Annotated in this window: 15 protein-coding genes; 7 read left to right on the forward strand and 8 right to left on the reverse strand. The window is 61.2% G+C overall.

Annotation, left to right across the window (positions count from 1 at the left end):
* Window positions 1-778: 778 nt before the first annotated feature.
* The 5 genes from R3F72_RS15840 to rpmH all read right to left on the reverse strand — a co-directional run bounded on the left by R3F72_RS15840 (window position 779) and on the right by rpmH (window position 5,530).
* Window positions 779-1,531 carry a phage integrase SAM-like domain-containing protein gene (locus R3F72_RS15840; protein WP_442978362.1) on the reverse strand — a complete coding sequence of 251 codons (753 nt, stop codon included), beginning with the start codon at window positions 1,529-1,531 and terminating at the stop codon, window positions 779-781.
* Window positions 1,532-1,701: 170 nt separating this feature from the next.
* A complete protein-coding gene (gene mnmE, locus R3F72_RS15845; protein ID WP_087720336.1) occupies window positions 1,702-3,072 on the reverse strand; it encodes a tRNA uridine-5-carboxymethylaminomethyl(34) synthesis GTPase MnmE in 1,371 nt (456 codons plus the stop codon).
* Window positions 3,073-3,206: 134 nt separating this feature from the next.
* Window positions 3,207-4,895 carry a membrane protein insertase YidC gene (gene yidC / locus R3F72_RS15850; protein ID WP_332780144.1) on the reverse strand — a complete coding sequence of 563 codons (1,689 nt, stop codon included), beginning with the start codon at window positions 4,893-4,895 and terminating at the stop codon, window positions 3,207-3,209.
* A gap of 105 nt (window positions 4,896-5,000) precedes the next feature.
* Window positions 5,001-5,384, reverse strand: coding sequence for a ribonuclease P protein component (gene rnpA / locus R3F72_RS15855; protein WP_083387420.1), 384 nt, complete (start codon window positions 5,382-5,384; stop codon window positions 5,001-5,003).
* Between the two features lie 11 nt (window positions 5,385-5,395).
* Window positions 5,396-5,530, reverse strand: a complete 135-nt coding sequence (rpmH, locus tag R3F72_RS15860; protein WP_019019264.1) for a 50S ribosomal protein L34 — start codon at window positions 5,528-5,530, stop codon at window positions 5,396-5,398.
* A 606-nt stretch (window positions 5,531-6,136) separates the two neighbouring features.
* Here rpmH and dnaA point away from each other — a divergent pair.
* The 4 genes from dnaA (at window position 6,137) to gyrB (ending at window position 12,649) form a co-directional block, all read left to right on the forward strand.
* Window positions 6,137-7,615, forward strand: a complete 1,479-nt coding sequence (dnaA, locus tag R3F72_RS15865; RefSeq protein WP_332780145.1) for a chromosomal replication initiator protein DnaA — start codon at window positions 6,137-6,139, stop codon at window positions 7,613-7,615.
* A gap of 169 nt (window positions 7,616-7,784) precedes the next feature.
* A complete protein-coding gene (dnaN, locus tag R3F72_RS15870; RefSeq protein ID WP_071232450.1) occupies window positions 7,785-8,888 on the forward strand; it encodes a DNA polymerase III subunit beta in 1,104 nt (367 codons plus the stop codon).
* A 241-nt stretch (window positions 8,889-9,129) separates the two neighbouring features.
* A complete protein-coding gene (gene recF, locus R3F72_RS15875) occupies window positions 9,130-10,215 on the forward strand; it encodes a DNA replication/repair protein RecF (RefSeq protein WP_332780146.1) in 1,086 nt (361 codons plus the stop codon).
* 19 nt (window positions 10,216-10,234) lie between these two features.
* Complete coding sequence (gyrB, locus tag R3F72_RS15880) at window positions 10,235-12,649, forward strand: DNA topoisomerase (ATP-hydrolyzing) subunit B (RefSeq protein WP_332780147.1); 2,415 nt, start codon at window positions 10,235-10,237, stop codon at window positions 12,647-12,649.
* Window positions 12,650-12,767: 118 nt separating this feature from the next.
* On the opposite strand, the gene R3F72_RS15885 is transcribed toward gyrB, so the two are convergent.
* A complete protein-coding gene (locus R3F72_RS15885; RefSeq protein WP_332780148.1) occupies window positions 12,768-14,231 on the reverse strand; it encodes an aminotransferase-like domain-containing protein in 1,464 nt (487 codons plus the stop codon).
* A gap of 185 nt (window positions 14,232-14,416) precedes the next feature.
* Here R3F72_RS15885 and R3F72_RS15890 point away from each other — a divergent pair, with 185 nt between their 5' ends.
* Window positions 14,417-15,838: an APC family permease gene (locus R3F72_RS15890; protein ID WP_332780149.1), complete on the forward strand. Its 1,422-nt coding sequence runs from the start codon at window positions 14,417-14,419 to the stop codon at window positions 15,836-15,838.
* 106 nt (window positions 15,839-15,944) lie between these two features.
* A complete protein-coding gene (gene gabT, locus R3F72_RS15895; RefSeq protein ID WP_087720328.1) occupies window positions 15,945-17,219 on the forward strand; it encodes a 4-aminobutyrate--2-oxoglutarate transaminase in 1,275 nt (424 codons plus the stop codon).
* A gap of 109 nt (window positions 17,220-17,328) precedes the next feature.
* Here the strand turns inward: gabT and R3F72_RS15900 are convergent, their stop codons facing one another.
* Complete coding sequence (locus tag R3F72_RS15900; RefSeq protein ID WP_332780150.1) at window positions 17,329-17,802, reverse strand: GNAT family N-acetyltransferase; 474 nt, start codon at window positions 17,800-17,802, stop codon at window positions 17,329-17,331.
* Between the two features lie 162 nt (window positions 17,803-17,964).
* Between R3F72_RS15900 and R3F72_RS15905 the strand changes: the two genes are divergently transcribed.
* Window positions 17,965-18,939, forward strand: a complete 975-nt coding sequence (locus R3F72_RS15905) for a threo-3-hydroxy-L-aspartate ammonia-lyase (protein WP_332780151.1) — start codon at window positions 17,965-17,967, stop codon at window positions 18,937-18,939.
* A 166-nt stretch (window positions 18,940-19,105) separates the two neighbouring features.
* On the opposite strand, the gene exaC is transcribed toward R3F72_RS15905, so the two are convergent.
* Entirely contained in the window at window positions 19,106-20,626 is a 1,521-nt protein-coding gene (gene exaC, locus R3F72_RS15910; RefSeq protein WP_332780152.1) for an acetaldehyde dehydrogenase ExaC, read from the reverse strand.
* Window positions 20,627-20,738: the final 112 nt, after the last annotated feature.

Below are 20,738 nucleotides of genomic sequence, written 5' to 3' on the forward strand. Positions count from 1 at the left end.
GCATCAAGGGGTTTAGAAAGCTGGAGCTGGTCGTGAACAACGTCCGGTTCCAGGATGGGGAGCAGGTAACCGATCAGTCAGACAGGACTGCCGCCTGACTGCCATCCACCAGATTTGACTATAACTCTTAACCGAACGGCCAAGGGCAAGACAGATACCTTTGTTCTGGACTTCGTGAATGAGCCGGATGAAATCTACAAGGCGTTCAAACCCTATTACGAGGTGACCACCAAGGAAGAGGATACCGATCCTCAGCAGCTCAATAACCTGGCCTACACGCTGTCAACCTGGCAGATTTTCACTGAGGGCGAGGTGAGCGCTTGGTGTGAGGTCTGGTTCCGCAACCGACTCAACCCGACAGGCGGTGAGCACAAGAAGCTGAACAGTCTGATTAACCTGGCTGTCGAGCGATTTAAGAAACTGAGCGAGGAAGACCAGGCCCTGTTCAAGGGGCAGTTGGTCAGCTTCCGTAACCTGTACGGCTTCGTTGCCCAGATAATCCCGTATCAGGATTCGGACCACGAGAAGCTATACACCTATTCCCGCTTCCTACTCACCAAACTGCCTTATACCGCCGATACCCGCACGGTGCAAGTTGATGATGAGGTAGAGTTAAAGTACTACCGGCTTCAGAAAATCAGTGAAGGAGCCATCGACCTGAAAGTAGGCGAGCCGGAAGCCCTCTATGGCCCGACCGAGGTCGGCACCGGCCAGGCTGAGGAAGAGGTGCAGTTATCGACACTGGTCGATAAGCTCAATGAGCGATTTGGTACAGAGTTTACCCCGGCGGATCAGCTGTTCTTCGATCAGGTGAAGGAAACAGCCGTTTGCAGGAAAACAGGAAAGCCCGCCTCAGCACGTCATACCGGCATTCGGCTTTGGTCAGAGCCCGGACCTCTTCCAGGGTCAAATACGTTCGTTTGGTGTTCTCCGGTTTGATGGACTTGACCTGTTGAACCGGGTTGTCGCGGACAATGCCGTCCCGATAGGCCTGGTTGAGCGCAGCGCGAACCTTGTTGAAGTAACTGCTGGTCGTGTTCTTGGCCAGTTTGGTACCGGATTTGGTGGTAGCTTCATGCTGAAGGTAGTGCCGGAACCCTTCCAGGAATCGCTTATCGACTTGTTCAAAGGTCAGTTCAGACAAGCCATGGTAGCGGTGCAGGTGATGACGGGTGGAGATCCAGATCGAATGGTTGGATTTGCTCCCGGAAGCCTTCTCGTCGGTCAACTGGTCGAAGTAATCGAAGAAGCTGGCAGAAAGCTTGGTCCGATCATCCAATCCATGTCGTGACGACTCGATTTCCAACAGCCGCTTTGCCCTGATGGCCTCAGCCTTCTGATTCACGGTCTTGTTGTGCTCACGCTCCGCCGGAAGGCGGGGTTTGTCGTAGAGGAACAGGTTCAGGGGCTCATATGAGCGCTTCTGCGCCCGAGAACCGTTCTGACCCGTCTTGGAACCGTGATAGTAGACCAGTCGCAAGGCACGGTGGCCGTTCTTGTCTGGTTCGCGTTTCTGGATAGTGATTTTCATGTTTTGCTCCTTTTGTGCTCCGAGTGCTCCGAAAACTTATACTCGGAGCACACACGGAGCAAGGGGGGGCAAAACGGATCAAGTTGCCTGCAAAGAAATAGAATAAATTTCGTTATAAAACAATGGCTTATTTGTATTTTATTGGATGCTTTTCGATCTTTTTGGCCGTTTCACTTCCCGATGCAGAAGCTGCCGAAGATCTCCCCGAGCAGGTCGTCCGCGGTGAACTCGCCGGTGATCTCGTTGAGGGATTGCTGGGCCTCGCGCAGATCCTCGGCGAGCAGTTCGCCGGCGGCGGCGCCCTTGAGCTGGGCAGTACCGTTGGCCAGGGCCTGGGCCGCTCGTTCGAGAGCATCGAGATGACGGCGGCGGGCGGAGAAGCGGCCTTCGGTGGTGGCGTCGAAGCCCATTACCGCCTTGAGATGCGCTTTCAGGTTATCCACACCCGCACCGGTCTCCGCCGAGATTCGGATCACCGGAGGCGTTGTGGACAAGTCGACGTCGCTGCCTTCGCCGCTCTGGTCGATCTTGTTGCGCACCAGTGTCAGCCGGCCGGGATCGGGCAGCCGTTCGACGAATTCCGGCCAGATCTTCACCGGATCGAGCGAGTCCGTCTCTCGGCTGTCGACCAGCAACAGCACGCGATCCGCCTTCTCGATCTCGGCCCAGGCGCGCTGAACGCCGATCTTCTCTACCGCGTCCGGCGTGTCGCGCAGCCCGGCGGTATCAATCACATGCAGCGGCATGCCGTCGAGATGGATATGCTCGCGCAGCACGTCGCGGGTCGTGCCTTCGATTTCGGTGACGATGGCACTGTCGCGTTCGGTCAGGCGGTTGAGCAGGCTGGACTTGCCGGCATTGGGGCGACCGGCGATGACCACGCTCATGCCCTCGCGCATCAGCGAGCCCTGATTGGCGGCGGCGCGGACAGTCTCCAGCGTGTGCCTCAATGTCGCCAGCTTGGCGGCGACCACGCCATCGGCGAGGAAATCGATCTCTTCCTCGGGAAAATCGATCGCTGCCTCGACGTAAAGACGAAGTTCGATCAGTTCGCTGACCAGTTGCGAGACACGCTGCGAGAACTCGCCCTGCAACGATCGCAGCGCATTTTCCGCGGCGGCACGAGAGCTGGCGTCGATCAGATCGGCGATCGCCTCGGCCTGGGCCAGATCGAGCTTGTCGTTGAGGAATGCGCGCTCGGAGAATTCGCCAGGCCGCGCCAGCCGCGCACCCAACTGCACGCAGCGTTCCAGCAGCATGTCCATCAGCACCGGGCCACCATGGCCGTGGAGTTCCAGTACGTCCTCGCCAGTGAAGGAGTGGGGGCCGGGAAAATAGAGCGCGATGCCTTCGTCGATGACGCTGGCGTTGCCCTGGAATGCGCCGTAGTGCGCGTAGCGAGGCGTCGGCTGATACCCGAGGATGGTCTCCGCCAGGGCTTTGGCCGACGGCCCCGAGACGCGGACGATGCCCACGCCACCACGCCCGGGCGGCGTGGCCAGGGCTGCGATGGTGTCCTGTCGGTAGAGCGGCATGTTCATGGCAGTCTCCGGTCTAGGGGATCGAGGGTGGCCATTGCCGTTCGGCAAGCCTGGCCGAGTATTGTCCGGGGGCAGGTATCAAAACGCCAGACCCCCGCCGGGGCGGGGGTCTGGAAGTGCGACGAACGTCAGCGTCAGCCTTTGGCTTTCACGGCCTTGCCGCCGCCGGCGTCTTCCTTCAACACCTTGTTGGTGATGAACCACTGCTGAAGGATCGAGATGCTGTTGTTCACGATCCAGTAGATCACCAGGCCAGCCGGGAACCACAGGAAGAAGAAGGTGAAGACGATCGGCAGCATCTTCATGATCTTCGCCTGCATCGGGTCCGGCGGGGTCGGGTTGAGGAATTGCTGAAGCAGCATGGTGCCGCCCATGATGATCGGCAGGATGAAGTACGGGTCCTTGGCCGAGAGATCGTTGATCCACAGCATGAACGGCGCATGGCGCAGCTCGACCGACTCCATCAGCATCCAGTAGAGCGCGATGAACACCGGCATCTGAATGACCATCGGCAGGCAGCCGCCCAGAGGATTGATCTTCTCCTTCTGGTAGAACTTCATCATCTCCTGGGACATGCGCTGGCGATCGTCGCCGTACTGCTCCTTGAGCCGCTGCATTTCGGGGCCCATCTTGCGCATCCGGGCCATCGACTTGTAGGCCTTGGCGGCCAGCGGGAACAGGATGATCTTGACGCAGACGGTCAACAGCACGATCGACCAGCCCCAGTTGCCGACGATGCCGTGGATCTTCTCCAGCAGCCAGAACAGCGGATTGGCCAGGAACCACAGCCAACCGAAGTCGACGGTCAGTTCGAGGTGCGGCGCAACCGCTTCGAGGCGCTCCTGAACCTTGGGACCGACATAGAGCGTCGCGGCGAGCGTCGCCTGCTGCCCCGGCTGTACGGTCTGGTTGGGGCCGGCGAACGCGGCCACGGTACGGTTGCGATTGTCGACGTTGCCGTAGTAGAGGTTCTGCTGGTCAGGGTTCGGCACCCAGGCGGAGGTGAAATAGTGCTGGATGATCGCGACCCAGCCACCTTTCACGTCACGGTTCTGGAAGTCGCCGTTGCGAATGTCGTCGAATTTGACCTTGCTGTAATGCTCGTCCGGCGAGGAGAAGGCCGCACCCAGGAAGGAGTGCATGCCCATGCCCGAACCGCTGGTCGGATCGGCGCTCTGGTCACGCGCCAACTGGCCGATGAAGCGCGCGGTGACCGGCTGCTGGCTTTCGTTGTCGATCAGATATTCGACCTTGATGGCGTAATCGTCGCGATTGATGACGAAGCGCTTGATGATGTCGACACCGTTGACGCTACCGTGCAGATCGACGTTGATCGAGTCCTGACCTTCACTGAGCTGGTAGCTGTTCTGATCGGCGGTGAACGGGATGCGACCCGAATGCCCCTCGATCTGCAGCCCGGACTTGGCCACGTAGCTGCGCACGTTGTTGTCGCTGAGCAGAACGAAAGGCGTATTGGAATCGAGCGCCTGATCATGGCCGAACAGCGCGGCATAGACGATATCGCCGCCGTTGGGATTGATGCGCAGATCCAGCACGTCGCTCTGGACCTGAATCAGGTTGCTGCCTCGGGCCGGATCGGCGCCGGCGGGCATGTCATCCTGGATCGGCTTGGCATTGCCGTTGCTGTCCGTCGGTGCGGACAGGGCGCTGCCTTCACCATTGTCGCTGTTACCCGATGACGCTGCCATCTCCGGCGCCGGGTTGTTCACGACGTTCTGACCATAGTCTTGATTCCACTGCATGATCAGCAGATAGGCCAGCACGGCCAGCGGAATCACGAAAAGGAGTCGTTTCAAATCCATATAGAGGTCTGCCCGGTAAGGGAATGGGTCAGTGGGCGCCGGGCATCGGCAGTCGACCGGCAAAATTCGCCGGTACGCCCCGGCTTTCGGCGCGGGGGAGTCCGATCAGGATGACGAAGCGTCTTGTCGCGTCTGACGAGCGGACTTTTCCAGGCGCTTCCACATGCCATTGAGCTGGCGAGAGACGCTGGCGTTGTCCAACTCGTGTACCCCTCGCCGAGCGAGTATCACGATATCCACGGCCGGTAAACGATGCTGCTGATGGCGGATGGATTCGCGCACGAGGCGTTTGAGACGGTTGCGGTCGACGGCACGACGCACGTTCTTCTTGCTGAAGATCAACCCGATCCGCGGATGGCCCAACGCGTTGGGACGAGCCAACGCCAGCAATCCTTTACCATGGACCTTGTAAGGAGCGTGGTCGAAAACGTGCTTGTAGTCCCCGGCATTCAGCAGACGCAACTGCCGGGGAAAACGCTGATCGGACACTCGGCGTCCGATCAGGCGCTGAGACGCTTGCGGCCTTTGGCGCGGCGACGAGCAATGACCTGACGGCCGTTCTTGGTGGCCATACGGGCGCGAAAACCGTGGACGCGCTTACGCTTCAGAACGCTGGGCTGGAAGGTGCGTTTCATAGCTGCTAATTCCCAATTAGTTGATTTCTAAAGAAAACGGGTTGAAGCGGGGTGCCCGACACGTTTGCAGGAAGCGGGCTCACTCGACTCAAGAGCGGGAATTCTAGTGAATCCGCGGTGCCGGTGCAATTTTTCCGTGAATTATCCACACCCTGTTACGGGTCGAGCGCGGGCCCTGACGTGTCGGGTCGGATACTCGTGCCGCAACGGATCCGAACTGGGCGACCCCGCGATGATCGGCCTTGGAGGCGTACCGTGGATGACCGTTTCCGAAGTGGGCTTGTCGCTCATGTGGTTAACAACGGGGATAATGTTTGTGGATAAGCTGTTTTTTCCCCTTTATAACAAAGGCCTATGTGTTGATTCAGGTTGTGGGGAAGTTGCGCATTAGCGGTGGGCGGGATGGATGCCTTCGAAGATGAAGGCAAGCGCCTGCAACAGGTTATTCGCAGCTATCACCAGAAAATCCACAGATTTCGGCCTGAAGGACGGCAACTTATCCACAATTGCCTCGAATTTACCCTCGTGTGGATAACCTGGCAGGTCGACGCTACAATGTGCGCCCGTTTTTTCCATTCTCGTTTTCTCAACGTTCGGTGAGGTCGTGTGTCGGTCGCTCTCTGGCAACAATGTCTGAACTCGCTGCAGGATGAGTTGAGCTCTCAGCAATTCAATACCTGGATTCGTCCCCTGCAGGCAGAGGACGGCGAAGTGGACGAACTCTGTCTATTGGCGCCCAACCGTTTTGTCCGTGACTGGGTCAGCGACAAGTACCTGAAGCGAATCAACGAACTGTTGCGTGAGGTCGCGTCCAGCAACAAACCGCCCAAGGTGCGCTTGACGGTGGGAAGTCGCCGGGCAGCCGCGGTCTCTCCGCGAGATCTGGGTGCCCCCGTTTCCGCGCCCAGTCGGCCGCCGCAACGGCCATCCTCGCCCAGTGTGCAGACGGCGACGCGGTCTGACGAGGCGGCCGAGGAAAGACAGGTCGACCGCTCGCGGGAACGGGAAGAGAACGGCCGGCGCGGAGGGCAGCGTCAGGTCCAGGTCGAGGGCAGCCTCAAGCATGGCAGCGGGCTCAATCCCAACTTTACCTTCGAAACCTTCGTCGAAGGCAAGTCGAACCAGTTGGCCCGCGCCGCCTCGCGCCAGGTGTCCGAAAACCCTGGCGGTGCCTACAATCCGCTGTTTCTCTACGGTGGCGTCGGTCTGGGCAAGACCCACCTGATGCACGCCGTGGGCAACCACCTGGCCGGTCTGCGCGACAACGCCAAGGTGGTCTATCTGCACTCCGAGCGTTTCGTCGCCGACATGGTCAAGGCGCTGCAGCTCAATGCGATCAATGATTTCAAGCGCTTCTATCGCAGCGTCGATGCGCTGCTGATCGACGACATCCAGTTCTTCGCCGGCAAGGAGCGCTCCCAGGAGGAGTTCTTCCATACCTTCAATGCCCTGCTGGAAGGCGGCCAGCAGATGATCCTCACCTCCGACCGCTATCCGAAGGAGATCAGCGGGGTCGAGGAGCGGCTGAAATCCCGCTTCGGCTGGGGCCTGACGGTGGCGATCGAGCCGCCGGAGCTCGAGACGCGCGTGGCGATCCTGATGAAGAAGGCGGATCAGGCCGAGGTCGATCTGCCCCATGATGCGGCTTTCTTCATCGCTCAGAAGATCCGGTCCAACGTGCGCGAGCTGGAAGGGGCGCTCAAGAAGGTGATCGCCGACTCCCACTTCATGGGCAAACCGATCACCCAGGATTTCATCCGCGAGTCGCTCAAGGATCTGCTGGCGCTGCAGGACAAGCAGGTCGGCATCGAGAACATCCAGCGCACAGTGGCGGAATACTACAAGATCAAGCTCGCCGATCTGCTCTCCAAGCGCCGGTCACGCTCGGTGGCGCGTCCGCGTCAGGTCGCCATGGCGCTGGCCAAGGAGCTGACCAATCATAGCCTGCCGGAGATCGGCGACGCCTTTGGTGGACGCGATCACACCACCGTATTGCACGCCTGCCGCAAGGTCGTGGCCCTGAAGGAAGAGAGCGCGGACATCCGCGAGGATTACAAGAATCTGCTGCGGCTGTTGACGAGTTGAGTCGGCATCCCGCCAACTTCCGCCACCACAGGGATTGCGGGTAGCGCCCGCCGAGGCAAGAATGGGGCGGCGCGGCCCGACGGCTCTCGCCGTCTATTCTCATGATCAGGATCGATCCACCGGTTACTGGATTCGACTTCAGGCTTATTGAACCAACAACGGAGCCCCAATGAAATTTTCCATCTCTCGCGAAGCCCTGCTGCGCCCGCTGACGCTGGTGGCCGGGGTGGTCGAGCGCCGCCAGACGCTGCCGGTGCTCTCCAACGTACTGATCGAAGTGCAGAACGATCAGCTGGCGCTGACCGGTACCGATCTCGAGGTGGAACTGATCGGCCGTGCGACGCCGGAGTTGGTCGACGAGCCCGGCTCGGTGACGGTGCCGGCGCGCAAGTTGATGGATATCTGCAAGTCGCTGCCGGATCAGTCCGCCATCAGCTTTTCGCTGGAAGACGGGCGCGTGGTGCTGCGTGCCGGACGCTCGCGCTTCACGCTCTCCACGCTGCCGGTGGCCGAGTTCCCCAACATCGAGGATGGCCAGAACGACACCACGCTGTCGCTGCCGCGCGGAACGCTGAAATACTTGATCGACGCGACCTCGTTCGCGATGGCGCAGCAGGACGTGCGCTATTACCTCAACGGCATGCTGCTGGAACTGGCGAACCACCTGGTGCGCACGGTGGCCACCGACGGGCACCGTCTGGCAGTCTGCGAACGCAGCGCCGATATCGAGATGGAAACCTCGCGCAAGCTGATCGTGCCGCGCAAGGGCGTGCTGGAACTGACCCGCCTGCTCGACGGCAGCGACGAGCCGGTCGAGCTGATGCTGGGCTCCAACCACATTCGCGCCAACACTGGCGAGTTCACGTTCACTTCCAAGCTGGTCGACGGCAAGTTCCCAGACTACGACCGGGTCATTCCCAAGGGCGGCGACAAGGTCTTCATCGCCGAACGCAGCGAGCTGCGCCAGAACCTCGCCCGTACCGCGATCCTCTCCAACGAGAAATATCGCGGTGTGCGCCTCCATCTCGAGGAGAACAACCTCAAGGTGATGGCCAACAACCCCGAGCAGGAAGAGGCCGAAGAGAACGTCAGCATCGAATACAGCGGCGACGCGCTGGAGATCGGCTTCAACGTCGGCTATCTGATCGACGTGCTCAACGTGCTGGATGCCGATCGCATGCAGATGACGCTCTCCGACGCCAACAGCTCGGCCTTGATGGAAGAGCCGGGTGGGGGGGATGCGCGCTACGTCGTCATGCCGATGCGCCTCTGACGAACGGTAATGCCTGCGCGTGCGAACCACTTTGTTGCACGTCGCTCTCAAAGCTCGCCTAACCCCGTTGTTATGTCTCGCTTTTTGAGCGTCGTGCGCCGCGTGTTTCATCACGCTCGCCGATTACCCGCGAGAGATGGCGAGCTTGGCCATCGCTCGCCAGTTTCTTTGACGTCGGAAGACGAATACCCGCCATGTCGGTTTCGACCCAATTTCCTTTCGCCCTGCGATCCGAGTATCCATGCCGCTTGATCGGTTGAGTTTCCACGGCTTGCGCAATCTGCGCGCGTTCGAGATGGCGCCGGGTCCGCATATCAATCTGATCAGCGGTGCCAACGGCAGCGGCAAGACGTCTCTGCTGGAGGGTATTCACGTCCTCGGCATGGCGCGCTCCTTTCGTACCCAGAAGCTCAAGTCGCTGATCGATCATGACAGCGACGAGATGACGCTGTTCGGGCGGGTGGCCGGCGATCCGCCACTGCCGGTCGGGGTACGCCGCCGCCGCGATAGCGCCGAGCTCGATATCCGGATCAGAGGGGAGCGTGCCGCGCGGATCACCCAACTGGCCGAAGCGCTGCCGCTGCAATTGATCAATCCCGATGCCTTCCGTCTCCTCGAGGGTTCGCCGGCCGCCCGCCGCGAGTTTCTCGACTGGGGCGTTTTCCATGCCGAGCGTGACTTTCTGGACAGCTGGAAGCGGGTCAGAAGGGCCCTGAAACATCGGAATGCGCTGCTCAGACATGATAGAATCGACCTTCAGTCGATACGCATCTGGGAGCGTGAACTCGCACACTGGAGCGAACAGCTGGATGGTTTGCGGGAACGCTACATGACGCGTTTCGTGCCGGTGTTCGACGAGACCCTGGCGGCATTGTTGCCGTTGCCGGATCTGACCCTGCGTTACTCGCGAGGATGGGATCGTCAACGGGCGCTGCTGGAGGTTTTCGAGGCCGGGCGTGATATCGACCGCCAGATGGGTTTCACGCAGCAGGGGCCCCAGCGCGCCGATCTGCGCATTCGCGTGGGTCGTCATCCGGCGGTGGAGGTCTTGTCGCGGGGACAGCAGAAGCTGGTGGTCAGCGCACTGAAACTGGCCCAGGGGCGCCTGCTCGAGCAGTTGACGGGACGTACCTGCCTTTACTTGATCGATGATCTGCCGGCAGAGCTCGACGGCAACCATCGGCGGATCTTCTGTCAGTGGCTGGAGCAGCTCAGTTGTCAGGTCTTCATCACCAGCGTCGATCGCGAGGCGCTGGCCGACGTCTGGCAGCCAAGCACGGATGTGGTGGCATCGACACTTGCCGACGGACGGCTGCATTCGGAATGATTTCACCATGGAGTGAGCAATGAGCGAACAGGCCTACGATTCATCGAGCATCAAGGTCCTCAAGGGATTGGACGCGGTGCGCAAGCGTCCCGGCATGTACATCGGCGATACCGATGACGGTACCGGGCTGCACCACATGGTGTTCGAGATCGTCGACAACTCCATCGACGAAGCGCTGGCTGGCCATTGCAGCGAAATCCGGATCGTCATCCATCCGGACGAGTCGGTCACCGTTTCCGATGACGGTCGCGGCATTCCTACCGATATCCACGCCGAAGGCGTCTCCGCGGCGGAAGTCATCATGACCGTGCTGCATGCCGGCGGTAAGTTCGACGACAACTCCTACAAGGTCTCCGGCGGTTTGCATGGCGTTGGTGTCTCGGTGGTCAACGCGCTCTCCGAGCAACTCAAGCTGACCATCTGGCGCAACAATCAGGTTCATGAGCAGATCTATCATCACGGTGTGCCACAGGCGCCGCTGAGCGTGGTCGGCGAGACCGAGAAATCCGGTACCCAGATCAGCTTCAAGCCGTCGAGCGAGACCTTCGCCAATATCGAGTTTCATTACGACATTCTCGCCAAGCGCCTGCGCGAGCTTTCGTTTCTGAATTCCGGCGTGGCGATTCGTCTGGTCGACGAGCGCGATGGGCGGGAAGAGCTGTTTCATTACGAGGGCGGCCTCAAGGCGTTCGTCGATCATCTCAACGTCAACCGCACCGCGCTCAACCCGGTCTTTCACTTCGAGGCGCAACGCGAGGATGGCATCGTCGTCGAAGTGGCGATGCAGTGGAACGACACTTTCGCCGAGAACGTCTTCTGCTACACCAACAATATCCCGCAGCGCGACGGCGGTACCCACATGGCGGGTTTCCGCGCGGCGCTGACGCGTACGCTCAACAGCTACATCGACGCGGAAGACATCCAGAAGAAGGCCAAGGTCGCTACGGCCGGCGACGACGCCCGCGAGGGTCTGACGGCCATCATTTCGGTCAAGGTGCCGGATCCCAAGTTCTCCTCGCAGACCAAGGACAAGCTGGTCTCTTCCGAGGTGAAGACGGCGGTGGATCAGGAGTTGAGCCGCCAGTTCTCGGACTACCTGATCGAGCATCCCAACGAGGCCAAGGCGATCGTCAACAAGATGATCGACGCTGCGCGCGCCCGTGAAGCGGCACGCAAGGCCCGCGACATGACACGGCGCAAGGGTGCGCTGGACATCGCCGGGCTGCCGGGCAAGCTGGCCGACTGCCAGGAGAAGGATCCGAGCCTCTCCGAACTCTACCTGGTCGAGGGCGATTCGGCCGGCGGCAGTGCCAAGCAGGGCCGTGATCGTCGTACCCAGGCGATCCTGCCGCTCAAGGGCAAGATCCTCAACGTCGAGAAGGCGCGCTTCGACAAGATGCTCTCTTCCGCCGAGGTCGGCACGCTGATCACCGCGCTGGGCTGCGGGATCGGTCGCGAGGAGTTCAATCCGGACAAGCTGCGTTACCACTCGATCATCATCATGACCGATGCCGATGTCGACGGGTCGCACATCCGCACGCTGCTGTTGACGTTCTTCTTCCGTCAGATGCCGGAACTGATCGAGCGCGGCCACGTGTTCATCGCCCAGCCGCCGCTCTACAAGATCAAGCGCGGCAAGCAGGAGATGTACCTGAAGGACGAGCAGGCGATGACCGACTATCTCACCACCACGGCACTGGATGGCGGCCGCCTCTACGTCAACGCCGATGCGCCGGGCATTGCCGGCGAGCATCTGGAAGCGCTGGTCAACCAGTATCGCGACGTGATGAAGCGCATCGACCGTCTGTCGCGTGTCTATCCCAACGCCGTGCTGCGCAAGATGGTCCACGCTCCCAAGCTCGACGAGAGCAATCTCGGTGATCGAGGCACCATGCAGACCTGGATCGATGCGCTGCAGGTGGAGATGGATTCGCTGATCGCCCACGAAGGCGGCCCGCGCTATACCTTCCAGCTCCAGGAAGATACCGAACGCGGCCTGTGGATGCCGGGCGTGGCGCTCACCGCCCATGGCGTGACCACGGATTATGTCTGGGGGATCGACTTCTTCCGCAGCGCGGATTATCGCGCGCTGGCCAATCTGGGCGAGACGCTCGATGGCCTGATCGAAGAGGGCGCCTATATCGCCCGTGGCGAACGTCAGAAGCCCATTGCGAATTTCTACGATGCGCTCGAGTGGCTGATGCTGGAAGCGCAGCGCGGTCTCAGCATTCAGCGCTACAAGGGGCTGGGCGAGATGAACCCGGACCAGCTGTGGGAAACCACCATGGACCCGGGCTCTCGACGCATGCTGCGTGTCTCCATCGAGGATGCCGTCGCCGCCGATCAGATGTTCAACACGCTGATGGGAGACGAAGTCGAACCACGACGCGACTTCATCGAGCGCTTCGCGCTGGTGGCCAATCTGGACGTGTGATCTCCCTCTGACCAGCCGGCCAGTCGGTCGGCCAGCCATCATAAAGAGCGGCTCATCCTTCGGGGTGAGCCGCTTTTTTGTGCCGTGTTTAAGGCGAGAGGTGGGCGATCGGCCCGCGTCAGCCGTCCCGGCTGTGAACCGGCGGCTGGCGGTTCTGCTCGACGAATTCGCGGATGCCTTCGGCGAGGCGTCGGCCCTGGCGTTCCAGCGTCTCGCCCTCGACCATGCCGACGCCCAGTATCAGGCCGCGTCGATGATCGCCTGTAGCACAGACCCGGCTCAGCGGGCGAGTGACCAGATGCTGTCGGTTCAGCAGTGCCTTCGACAAGCGCTCGTCGTCCAGCGTCGGCGAGAGCGCCAGGCTCAAGCTGATGTTGCCGGCCGGTGGTGAAACGCCAATGACTCCGGGCGTGCCGACGAGCAGATCATGTAGCCGCTGTTGACGCCGAAGATATTCGCTCGCCATGCGGCGGCACCAGCCATCCAGATCGCCATCATCGATGAACGTGGCGAGCACTGCCTGATCCAGCAGCCGACCTTCACGAAAGACGCCGGTACGTACCCGGTTGATCGCGTCGCTCAGACCTCTCGGCACCACCAGGTAGCCCAGCCGCAGACCCGGAAACATCAGCTTGGAAAACGATCCGATCAGGATCTGGTTGCCGGCATCGGGGTCGAACGACAGCTCCCGGTGATGGCCGTCGCCGAATTCATAGTCGTCCTCCAGTATCCAGTCCGATCCGAGGTGTTCGATCAAGTCACGTTTGTGAGTGCTTACTGACTTCACGCCCAACGGATAATGGTGAGTCCCGGTAAAGTAGAGCAACCTTGGATGAGGCTGCGGCAGGATCCCGGTGTAGCCTTTCTCAGGTTCCCAGATGGCGTGTTCGATGGCGAGGCCGCCGGCCTGGAAGACGTTGCGAGCGCCCCAGTAGAACGGCGAATCCATGACTACGCGATCCCCGTTATCGGACAGTGTCAGCGCGCAGAGCTGCAGGCCATGATGGGCGCCTTCGGTGATCACGATCTGGTCCAGCGCGCAGTCGATACCTCGCCATCGCGCCAGATAGCCGGCTATGGCCCGCTTCAGGGGCCCATAGCCACCCGAGGCGTAGGAGAGCAGCAGCGTATTGTGGGGCACGGTGATACGCGAGTAGAGCTGACGCCAGCGGGCAATCGGGAAATGCGCGATATCGGGGACGCCGGGCACGAAGGTGCCGCTTTGCAGCGGGCTGGCACCGACGTCGCTCAGAATGGCATTGGCACGGCGTGAAACTGGTCCGATATCGCCAACTTCGAGCTCTCTTGATTGTGAACGCTTACTTACCCAGGTGCCGCGGCCGTGATCGGTGACCAGTTGCCCTTGGCGGATCAGCGTGTCGATGACACCAGCAAGCGTATTGCGAGCCACACCGAGTTCGGCACACAGCGCCCGATGGCCAGGCAATCGCTGACCATCCTGCCATTCGCTGTCGATCAGCCTCAGCAAGGTCTGTTCGAGGCGGCAACGTTTGGTCAGATGACGCGGCTGGGCCTGGTAAGCCTGCGCGATGCGATCCAGTGCCCGGTGGCGGTCGTCCATGATCTCCCCCTCGCAGACGCGGAAAGGTTCGGATTATGCGTGGGGAGCGGGAGGTGGTCTACAGTCGTTGAAAAGTGGTCTAGTCCCGGCGAGGCGTCGGGGTGGTAGCGTGGCGTCAGGGCCGAGCTCCGGGTTGACCCAACACGATCTCGGCTCATCAATAACAACCTGAAGAGAATCCCGTCATGTCGAACGCTTCTCAACCTCCGGAGTTCGTGCGAGTCCTGGCTCGTGCGGACGTCCTTGCCTTGGCCTTTGGCGCCATGATCGGCTGGGGCTGGATCGTCCTCACCGGCAGCGCCATTCTCGACGGCGGTAGCGTAGGCGCCATGCTCGCCTTCGTCATTGGCGGTATTGCCGTGCTGCTGGTGGGGCTGACCTACGCTGAACTGGCGTCTGCGATGCCGCAAGTCGGTGGCGAACACGTCTACAGTTACCGCGCGCTCGGCCATTTCGCCTCGTTCGTCTGTACCTGGAGCATCGTGCTGGGCTATGTCAGCGTCGCCTCCTTCGAAGCCGTGGCGCTGCCCACGGTATTCGAGCATCTGTTTCCCGGTTACGCCGTCGGCGATCTGTGGACCATCGCCGGCTGGGAGGTCAAGGCAACCTGGGTGGCGGTCGGCGTGATCGGCTCGATCGTGATGATGGCGGTCAACTACCTGGGGATCTCCACCGCCGCGCTGCTGCAGAAGGTCGTGACCGGATTGATTCTGGTGGCGGGCGTGATGTTCGTGACCGGGTCGCTGTTTACCGGTGATGGCGGCAACATGCAGCCGCTGTTCGCCAGCGGTGAACACGGAGCGATCGGCGGTATCGTGGCGGTACTGGTGCTGGTGCCGTTTCTGTTCGTCGGTTTCGACGTCATTCCCCAGGCGGCGGAAGAGATCAACCTGCCGTTCCGGGATATCGGCAAGGTGCTGGTGCTTTCGGTCATCATGGCGGTGTGCTGGTATACCCTGATCATTCTCGGTACCAGCCTGATGCTCGACAACCAGGCGCTGCAGGGCAGCTCGCTCAGCGTACCGGACGCGATGACGGCGGTATTCGATGCTTCCTGGGCCGGCAATCTGATGGTGCTGGCGGGCATTGCCGGGATCATCACCAGCTGGAATGCGTTCTACATCGGTGGCTCGCGGGCGATCTACGCGCTCGCCCATTCCGGCATGCTTCCCGCCTTCCTCGGCAAGCTGCATCCCCGCTACAAGACACCGACCAATGCGATCATCCTGATCGGCGTGCTTTCCACCGCCGCTCCCTTCTTCGGCCGCCCGGCGCTGGTATGGCTGGTCGACGCCGGCGGGCTGGGCATCGTGCTCGCCTATCTGTTCGTGGCGCTGTCGTTCCTGATCCTGCGCTATCGCGAACCCGACATGCCGCGTCCTTATCATGTCGGTGCCGGCAAGCTGGTCGGCGTGCTGGCGGTGCTGCTGTCGCTGGGCATGACCTGTCTCTACCTGCCCGGTAGCCCGTCGGCGCTGACGCCCGTCGAGTGGTCCATCTTCGGCGGCTGGATGATCGCCGGATTGGCACTGTACGGATGGGCTCGACGGCACTACGGTCGAGAGATGGGCGATCGCCTCATTCGGGCCACCTACGACAAATCTTGATTCCGATTTCATGGCGCGCCGCCTGCCGAGCTCGACGACGACGCGCAATCCACGTTAGCGGCATTCGATGCCGCGTCAGGAGGAGTGTTCCATGGCTAATACATCCATGACCAACGCAGAACTCAACGAACTCAAGCAGCGCTATGTCGCCAACGGGGCGGCCAGCCCGGCCGGCCAGTTCGCCGCCCGTGCCGAGAATGCGGAGCTGTGGGACGAGGACGGCAAGCGTTTCATCGATTTTGCCGGTGGTATCGGCGTGCTCAACATCGGTCATCGCCATCCGAAGGTGGTCGAAGCGGTCAAGGCGCAGCTCGACAAGGTGATGCATACCTGCCAGACCGTCATGCCCTACGAGGGGTACGTGCGGGTGGCGCAGAAGCTCAGCGAGGTGACGCCAGTACGCGGCCATGCCAAGGTAATGCTGGCCAACTCCGGCGCCGAGGCACTGGAGAACGCGGTCAAGGTGGCACGCGCCGCTACCGGTCGTTCCAGCGTGATCTGCTTTACTGGCGGCTACCATGGCCGGACGTTCATGACCATGGCGATGAACGGCAAGGTGGCGCCGTATCGTAACGACTTCGGCCCGATGCCCGGCCAGGTCTATCGCGCGCCCTATCCGGTGCCGTCCATCGGCGTCAGCGAGGAAGAGGCGCTGCGCCATCTGAAGATGACGCTGAAGACCGACGCCAACGTCAACGACACCGCGGCGATCGTGATCGAGCCGGTGCTGGGCGAGGGTGGCTTCCATGCGGCGCCTGCGAGCTTCCTGAAAGCGATCCGCGAGATCTGCGACGAGCACGGCATTCTGATGGTCGTCGACGAGGTGCAGTCCGGCTTCGGGCGGACCGGCAAGCTGTTCGCCATCGAGCACAGCGGCGTCGAGCCGGATATCATGACCATGGCCAAGAGCATGGCGGACGGCATGCCGATCTCCGCGGTCGTGGGGACGGACAAGGTGATGGATGCCTCCGGCGGCAACTCGCTGGGCGGCACCTATACCGGCAGCCCGGTTTCCTGCGCTGCGGTGCTGGCGGTGCTGGAAGTGTTCGAGGAAGAGCGCATTCTGGAGAAGAGCCAGGCGCTGGGCGAGAAGCTCAGGGCGCGTTTCGACAAATGGCAGCAGGAGTACGCCAGTGTTGCCAACACGCGCAACCTGGGCGCCATGGCGGCATTCGATCTGGTCAGTGGCGAGAGCGGCGCGCCGAACGCCGAGCTGGCCGGCAAGCTGTGTCGCGAGGCGCGCGAGCGTGGCTTGATCCTGCTCTCCTGCGGTCTTTATGCCAACACGATCCGCTTCCTGATGCCGGTCACCATCAGTGACGAGGTGCTCGGGGAAGGGCTCGATCTGATCGAGACCATGCTGAGCGAATTCGGCGCCTGATCGACAGCCGCCTGCCGTTGACGGACGGTAGTGGTCATTACAAGAAACCGACGCTGGCGACCAGCGTCGGTTTTTTCATGGCGGCATGCCGATAAGCGTAAGTGAGCGCTTACTTTTTCTGCTGACCAGCATCCCGCTGCATGGCGATATGCGGAATACCATCCTCCAGATAGACATCCCCCATCGGCGCGAATCCGTGGCGGCCATAGAAGTCTTGCAGATGGGCTTGCGCGGAAAGCGCTGCATCCCGGCCGGGCCAGAGCGATTCGATTCGCGCCAGTGCAGCACGCAGCAGGTCATGGCCGAGGCCGTTGCCGCGGTGGTCGGGATCGATGACCACGCGACCGATGGAAACGGGTTTATCCCTCTCCTCCGGCACCTTGAGCCGTAACGTCGCCGCGAGATGATGCTTCGTCATCACGCTCAGGTGGTGCGTCGAAGCCTGAAGGTCGTGGCCATCCAGCTCCTGATAAGGGCACTGCTGTTCTACCACGAATACGGCCACCCGCAGTGACAGCAGCGCATAGAGCTTGTCGGGATCGAGCTCGGGGCCGGTGTGCCATGTCCACTCGTATGATGCCATCTGTCTCTTCCCTCGCCGCCGTTCAGCCATCATGATCGAAGCACTTTATCTGGATACGGACATCTGGATACGGACGATACGTATCCAGGCATTCGGAACGGCATCTTACGCAGCGCCCCGAAAAATGTCAGTGGCGACGATCACTAGGAGAGCGATGACGACATGAGCAATCTGGCAATCGATTACGACGACGTGGTGGCGGCACACCGTCGGCTGGAGGGAATTGCGCATCGAACACCGGTGTTGCGCTCGACGACGGCGGACGATCTTACCGGCGCATCGCTTCACTTCAAGGCGGAGCACCTTCAACGTATCGGCGCGTTCAAGTTTCGGGGCGGTTACAACGCCATCAGCCAGTTCGACGCCGCACAGAAGGCTGCCGGCGTCATCGCGTTCTCCTCGGGCAATCATGCGCAGGCGATTGCGCTGTCGGCCAGGCTGCATGGCATTCGCGCCGTCATCGTCATGCCGGAAGATGCCCCGGCGATCAAGATCGCTGCCACGCGGGGGTATGGCGCAGAAGTGGTGCTCTACGATCGCTATACCCAGGATCGTGAAGCGCTGGGTCGCGAGCTCGCCGAGGCCGAGGGCCTGACACTGATCCCGCCGTTCAACCATCCCCACGTGATGGCCGGGCAGGGCACTGCCGCCAAGGAGCTGTTCGATGAAGTTGGTGAGCTCGATACGCTGCTGGTGCCTCTGGGGGGCGGCGGGCTGCTCTCCGGTTGTGCCACGGTCGCCAGGGCGCGATATCCCCATTGTCGTGTGATCGGGGTCGAGCCGGAAGCCGGCAACGATGCGCAGAGAAGCCTGGCCAGTGGCGAGATCGTTTCCATCGCCACGCCGCGCACCATCGCCGACGGCGCCCAGACCCAGGCCTTGGGCAGCCTGACGTTCCCGGTACTTCGAGAGTGCGTCGACGACATCGTTACCGTGAGCGATGCCGAGCTCGTTCATGCCATGAGCTTCATGGCCGGGCGGATGAAGCAGTTCATCGAGCCGACCGGTTGCCTGGCGGCGGCAGCGGCCCTGAGTGGCCGGGTGGCCGTCGAGGGGCAGCGGGTAGGAATCATCCTGTCCGGAGGGAACGTCGACCTGAACCGGTTCGCCGAGCTGATTCAGGGCGCGAAGGAATAGCCCACATGAAACACATCGCTGACGACACGTGACTGACCATGTGGCTGACAGAGAAGCGGCGGGCATGCCTGCTGTCGATCTCCTCAGGACAGGCCCGCCGCGATGATCGACGGGGCAGCCGTCGACCTCAGGCGCTCCGATGCCATCGGAACGCCTGGTCAGATAGTTAGAAGAATCCCAGGGGATTGATGTCGTAGCTGATCAGCAGGTTCTTGGTCTGCTGATAGTGCTCCAGCACCATCTTGTGGGTTTCGCGACCGACGCCGGATTTCTTGTAACCCCCGAAGGCGGCATGGGCCGGATACTGGTGATAGCAATTGGTCCATACGCGGCCAGCCTGAATGCCACGACCCATGCGGTAGGCGCGGTTGATGTCGCGGGTCCAGACGCCGGCGCCGAGGCCGAATTCCGTATCGTTGGCAATGGCCAGCGCTTCCGCTTCATCCTTGAACGTCGTGACCGACACCACCGGCCCGAAGATCTCCTCCTGGAACACCCGCATCTTGTTGTTGCCCTTCAGCAGGGTCGGCTGAATGTAGTAGCCGCGGGATAGCTCATCGCCCAGTGACTCCCGCTCGCCGCCGGCCAGGAATTCGGCGCCTTCGCCTCGTGCCACGTCCATATAGGACATGATCTTGTCGAACTGCTCTTGCGAAGCCTGGGCACCGACCTGGGTTTCGGTATCCAGCGGATGGCCGCGCTTGATCTTCTTGATCCGTTCGATGACACGCGACATGAACTCGTCGTAGATGCTTTCCTGGACCAGGGCGCGAGAAGGGCAGGTACAGACTTCGCCCTGATTGAGGAAGCCCATCACCAGGCCTTCGGCGCACTTGTCGATGAACGCGGGCTCTGCCGACATGACATCCTCGAAATAGATGTTCGGCGACTTGCCGCCCAGTTCCACTGTCGAGGGAATGATGTTCTCGGCGGCACACTTCATGATGTGTGAGCCGACGGGTGTCGATCCGGTGAAGGCAATCTTGGCGATGCGCTTGCTGGTGGCGAGTGCCTGCCCGGCCTCTTCACCGTAACCATTGACGATGTTGATCACGCCTTTGGGCAACAGGTCATGAATGACCTCGATGACCTTGAAGATCGAGACCGGGGTCTGCTCGGCCGGCTTGAGCACGACGCAGTTACCCGCAGCCAGTGCCGGCGCGAGCTTCCAGGTGGCCATCAGGATCGGAAAGTTCCAGGGGATGATCTGGCCGACGACGCCGAGCGGTTCGTGGAAGTGATAGGAGGCGGTGTTCTCGTCGATCTCGGCAGTGGTGCCTTCCTGGGCACGAATGCAACCGGCGAAGTAGCGGAAGTGGTCGATGGCTAACGGAATATCGGCGGCCAGTGTCTCGCGTACGGCCTTGCCGTTGTCCCAGGTTTCCGCGACGGCCAGCATTTCCAGGTTCTGCTCCAGACGGTCCGCGATCTTGAGCAGCAGGGCCGAGCGTTCCTGAACGGAGGTCTTGCCCCAGCCGGGGGCAGCCTTGTGAGCAGCGTCCAGCGCCAAGTCGATATCTTTCTGGCTGGAACGAGCGACCTCGCAGAAGACTTCGCCGGTGACCGGCGTGATGTTCTCGAAATACCGTCCCTCGGCGGGTGGTACCCACTCACCGCCAATGTAGTTGTCATAGCGCTTCTCGAACTGGGTGATGGCGTCCGAGGTATTCGGGTTGGCGTAACGCATGGTGAGGTTCTCCTGGTGAATCGGTGGCCGATTGCTGGATTTCTCTACCAATTTGCGCCCCTTGGTGCGCTCTCGCCATTACGCTTTAGGCGACCCCGGTAACCCGGTAGCA

Source organism: Salinicola sp. 4072 (genome assembly GCF_036663415.1).
Lineage (GTDB): Bacteria > Pseudomonadota > Gammaproteobacteria > Pseudomonadales > Halomonadaceae > Salinicola > Salinicola salarius_A.